The sequence below is a fragment of the Streptomyces sp. 8K308 genome, from assembly GCF_004348315.1.
In the GTDB taxonomy this organism is placed as follows: domain Bacteria; phylum Actinomycetota; class Actinomycetes; order Streptomycetales; family Streptomycetaceae; genus Streptomyces.
Genome location: NZ_SMKC01000482.1, coordinates 1 through 4,215, shown reverse-complemented (window position 1 = coordinate 4,215; position 4,215 = coordinate 1). Strand labels below are relative to the sequence as shown.

Genomic DNA, 4,215 nt, shown 5'->3' with positions numbered 1-4,215 from the left:
TGGTGGGGGTGGTGGTGGCGTAGATGCGCAGCGCCGCGTTGTTGGTGTGGCGCCAGATGACTTCCTCGCGCCAGTCGCCGAAGAGGTCGCCGGAGAGGACGGGGGTGGACTTGGTGCCGTTGCTGGAGGCGACGCCGCTGGCGGTCAGCAGGCGGGTGTCGCCGCCGGTGCCGTACTTGTCGATGCGGGTGCCGTCCAGGAGTTCGCGGACCGGGTCGGCGTCCCACCAGGCGAGGAAGTTGGCCGAGGACGGGTTGCGCCCGACGTTGCCGCCCGAGGAGTTGCGCAGTTGGGTCATGTTCGGTCCTGAGCCCCAGAACTCCGCGCCGGGGTTGCCGGCGTGGATGTCGCCTGCGACGCCGCGGCCCGGGCCTTCTGAACCGCTGGTGGGGGTGCGGTGGATGACCTGTCCGGTGCGGGCGTCGTGCAGGTCGGAGCCGGGCTGGTTGCCGGCCTCGTGGATGGTGAAGACCTCAAGTCCGGTGCGGGAGGGGACGAAGTCGCCGACGTGCAGGGCGTCGCCGTGGCCGAAGCCGGTGGAGTACAGCAGGCGGCCGTTGTCGTCGATGGTGGCGGCGCCGTAGACGATCTCCTGGCGGCCGTCGGCGTCGACGTCGGCGATGGACAGCTGGTGGTTGCCCTGGCCGTAGGCGGCGCCGTTGCCGGAGGTGTTGGAGTCGAAGGTCCAGCGGCGGGTCAGCTGACCGTTACGGAAGTCCCAGGCGGCGATGACGGCGCGGGTGTAGTAGCCCCGGGCCATGATCAGCGACGGGCGCTGGCCGTCCAGGTAGGCGGTGCCGGCCAGGAAGCGGTCGGCCCGGTTGCCGTAGTTGTCGCCCCAGGAGGAGACGTTGCCGCGCGGCGGGTCGTAGTTGACCGTGGACATGGCGGCGCCGGTTTGGCCGTTGAACATCGTCAGGTACTCGGGCCCGGCGAGGACGTAGCCGCTGGAGTTGCGGTGGTCGGCGCTGGCGTTGCCGATGACGGTGCCCTGGCCGTCGCGGGTGCCGTCGGCCGTCTTCATCGCGACCTCGGCGCGGCCGTCGCCGTCGTAGTCGTAGACCTGGAACTGGGTGTAGTGCGCGCCGGCGCGGATGTTGCGGCCCAGGTCGATGCGCCACAGGCGCTGGCCGTTCAGGCGGTAGGCGTCGATGTAGACGTTGCCGGTGACGCCGGACTGGGAGTTGTCCTTGGCGTTGTCCGGGTCCCACTTGACGATCAGCTCGTACTGGCCGTCGCCGTCCACGTCGCCGGGGCTTGCCTCGACCGGGGTGTAGCCGGAGCCGGGAATCTGGAGGGGGACGTCGAGGTAGTTGCCGCCGGTGAAGCGCAGCGAGCTCTCCGAGGGGGCCTGTTCGACGCCGCCCACGATCGCGCGCACCGTGTAGATGGCGTCGGCGGGGGCGCCGTTGTCGAGGTAGTTGGTGGAGTCGGTGATCGGCGAGCTGTTGATCCGGGTGCCGTCGCGGTAGACGTTGAACGAGGTGTCGTAGCCCTCGGTGCCAAGCAGCCGCCAGGACACCAGGTTCCCGCTGCCCGAACGCACTGAGGTCAGACCGCGGTTGAGGTCCTCCATCTGCAGGGCGTCACCCACCGGCGGCTCTTCGGGGTCGGGGCCCGGGCCGGGGTCGCCACCGCCCAGCCGGACGAGCTGCCACTGCTGGTTGTGGCCGTCGTTGTCGGTGTACTGGGAGATCCGGGCACCGTCCGCCGTGGAGCGTTCCCACACCTCCAACGCCTTGCCGCTGCGGCGGTTGATCAGCTGGACGTACCCGCCGTCCGTGTCGACCACACGGAACTGCTGGTTGGCGGCGTCGCTGTCAGGCCACTGGATGACGTTGGCACCGTCCGCGGTGGAGAGCGCCTCGACGTCCACCACGCTGCCGCTGAGCCGGGACCGCAGCCGGTAGTAGCCGTCCCCCGAGTCGACGAACTGCCACTGCTGCCAGGCGGCGTCGTCACGCGACCACTGAACGATGCCCGCCCCGTCGGCGGTGGAGGCCTCGCTCACCGCCATCGCCTTGCCGCTGAGCCGGTTGACCAGCGCGTAGGTCGCCCCAGTGTCGATCTCGGCAGCGTGCGCCCGCGACGCCGGAAGGGCGACCAGCGAGACGGCGGCCAACAACACCGCCAGCAGTAACGCGGCCGGACCGCGCGCTCTCGGCAGACTTCGAACAAACATGTGCGGCTCCTTCGGATGTACCAGGCAGCGGCTCGCGCTCCGGAAAGGAAGAGTCGGAACACTCGACATGAATCGATTCACCGATGCCGCGCACGAGGCGAGACCCGAGATCGGGCATCGGCGACTGGGAGCGCTCCCAACGCAGGCTAGGGGCGGGTCAGTCGGGGCGGCAATACCTGTGCGCCGACTTTGTGTGGCGATTCGTTTGATCACGTTGGATCCCGTCGCCTGGGGAGGTCCGATCGGCCCTGGATCGATGGATTCAGGCCACCACGACAGCCGGTCGCCACCTGCGGTGATGCCCCCTGGTCGGCAACGTGACGCTGGTCAGCGGACTACCTCAAGCTCGCGGGATCCTGGCGAAGTTGACGGCTAGCCGCCTGCCCGGACGGCTCAGTACCGTCCCCGAAAATCAACGGAAACCAAAAGGTTGGCGCCACTCTCCGACGCGCCAGCATGAGCCGCATCAGCCGCGGCGGAGAGTGCGCCCTCCACCGGTTCGACGCGCCGGTCCCGACTCGCCGAACACCCCATCGGACTGTGCGGCACGGAGCTCGCCGTTCGGAAGCCGGTCTTGTCATGAGCGCATCCCATCGGGGCTTCGTCCGCTGTGCCGACCAGCGGCGGACGTACCGACCACGAGGAGGAGCACGACCTTGCGATCACCAGCCACCGAGGCACCGGCCCCGGGGCCTCCCAGCTTCCCCGGTGCGTGCCCTCGGCGCGGGGGCAACCTGGCCGCACTCGTCGCCGCCCTGATCGGCCTGATCGGCATCCTGATCGCGATCCCACCGGCGTCCGCCCAGCAGGATCTCGGCCCCCTGGCCACCCAGCGGGGCCCGGACCCCACGGTGAGCAGCGTCGCCGCCTCGCGCGGCACGTTCGCTACCGCGGAGATCGCCGTGCCGGCCGGTAACGGCTTCAACGGGGGGCGGATCTACTACCCCACGGACACCAGCCTCGGGACCTGGGGCGCGGTCGCCGTCGTGCCGGGCTACACGGCGAGTTGGGCGGCGGAGGGCGCCTGGATGGGGCATTGGCTCGCGTCGTTCGGGTTCGTCGTCATCGGCATCGACACCAACAGCCCCACCGACTGGGACACCGCCCGCGGCACCCAGCTCCTGGCCGCGCTCGACTACCTCACCCAGCGCAGCCCGGTGCGGGACCGGGTCGACCCCGACCGGCTGGGTGTGATGGGCCACTCCATGGGCGGTGGGGGCGCCATCAGCGCGGCGACGCGGCGTCCTTCGCTGCGGGCGGCCGTGCCGTTCGCGCCCGCCTCGTTCTCGCAGAACCTGTCCGGCGTGCGGGTGCCGACGATGATCACGGGCGCGCGGGACGACGGCACGGTCACCCCCTCCGCCCTCGACCAGCTCTACGCCACCCTGCCGGCCGGTACGGAGGGCGCCTTCGTCGAACTGGCCAGCGGCGGCCACGGGTTCCCCACCTGGGGGAACTCCCAGGTGACCCGACGGGTGATCCCCTGGCTGAAGGTCTTCCTCGACAACGACAACCGCTACACCCAGTTCCTGTGCCCGGGGCTGGCGGACTCCACCGGCGTCTCCCGCTACCGCAACACCTGCCCCTACCTGCCCGACGACCCGACCACCCCGCCGACGGACGGGAGCCCGATCGTCGGCGCCCAGTCCGGCCGCTGCGTCGAGGTCCCGAACAGTTCGCAGACGAACGGCACCCAGGTCCAGCTGCGCGACTGCTCGGGCCAGGCCAACCAGCGGTGGACACACACCAGTTCCGGGGAACTACGGGTGTACGGAAGCAAGTGCCTGGACGCCGAGGCCTCAGGCACCTCGCCCGGCACCCGGGTCGTGATCTGGGACTGCCACGGCGGTTCCAACCAACGGTGGAACGTCAACGCCGACAGCACGATCCGGAGTGCCCGGTCCGGGCTCTGCCTGCACGCGTACAACAACGCGAACTCCAACGGCACCCCCCTGGTCCTGTGGACCTGCAACGGCGGATCCAACCAACGATGGACCCTCACCTAGACCGGGCGGACCACACCCGGCCCACCC

Annotated in this window: 2 protein-coding genes; one reads left to right on the top strand and one right to left on the bottom strand. The window is 70.2% G+C overall.

Annotated features, from left to right (window positions below; translation table 11 throughout):
- Positions 1-2,182 (bottom strand): RICIN domain-containing protein (locus E1265_RS34375; protein ID WP_165953984.1); only part of this gene is annotated, 2,182 nt, incomplete at its 3' end.
- A 656-nt stretch (positions 2,183-2,838) separates the two neighbouring features.
- Between E1265_RS34375 and E1265_RS38365 the strand changes: the two genes are divergently transcribed.
- Positions 2,839-4,188, top strand: a complete 1,350-nt coding sequence (locus E1265_RS38365) for a ricin-type beta-trefoil lectin domain protein (protein ID WP_243741318.1) — start codon at positions 2,839-2,841, stop codon at positions 4,186-4,188.
- Positions 4,189-4,215 lie beyond the last annotated feature (27 nt).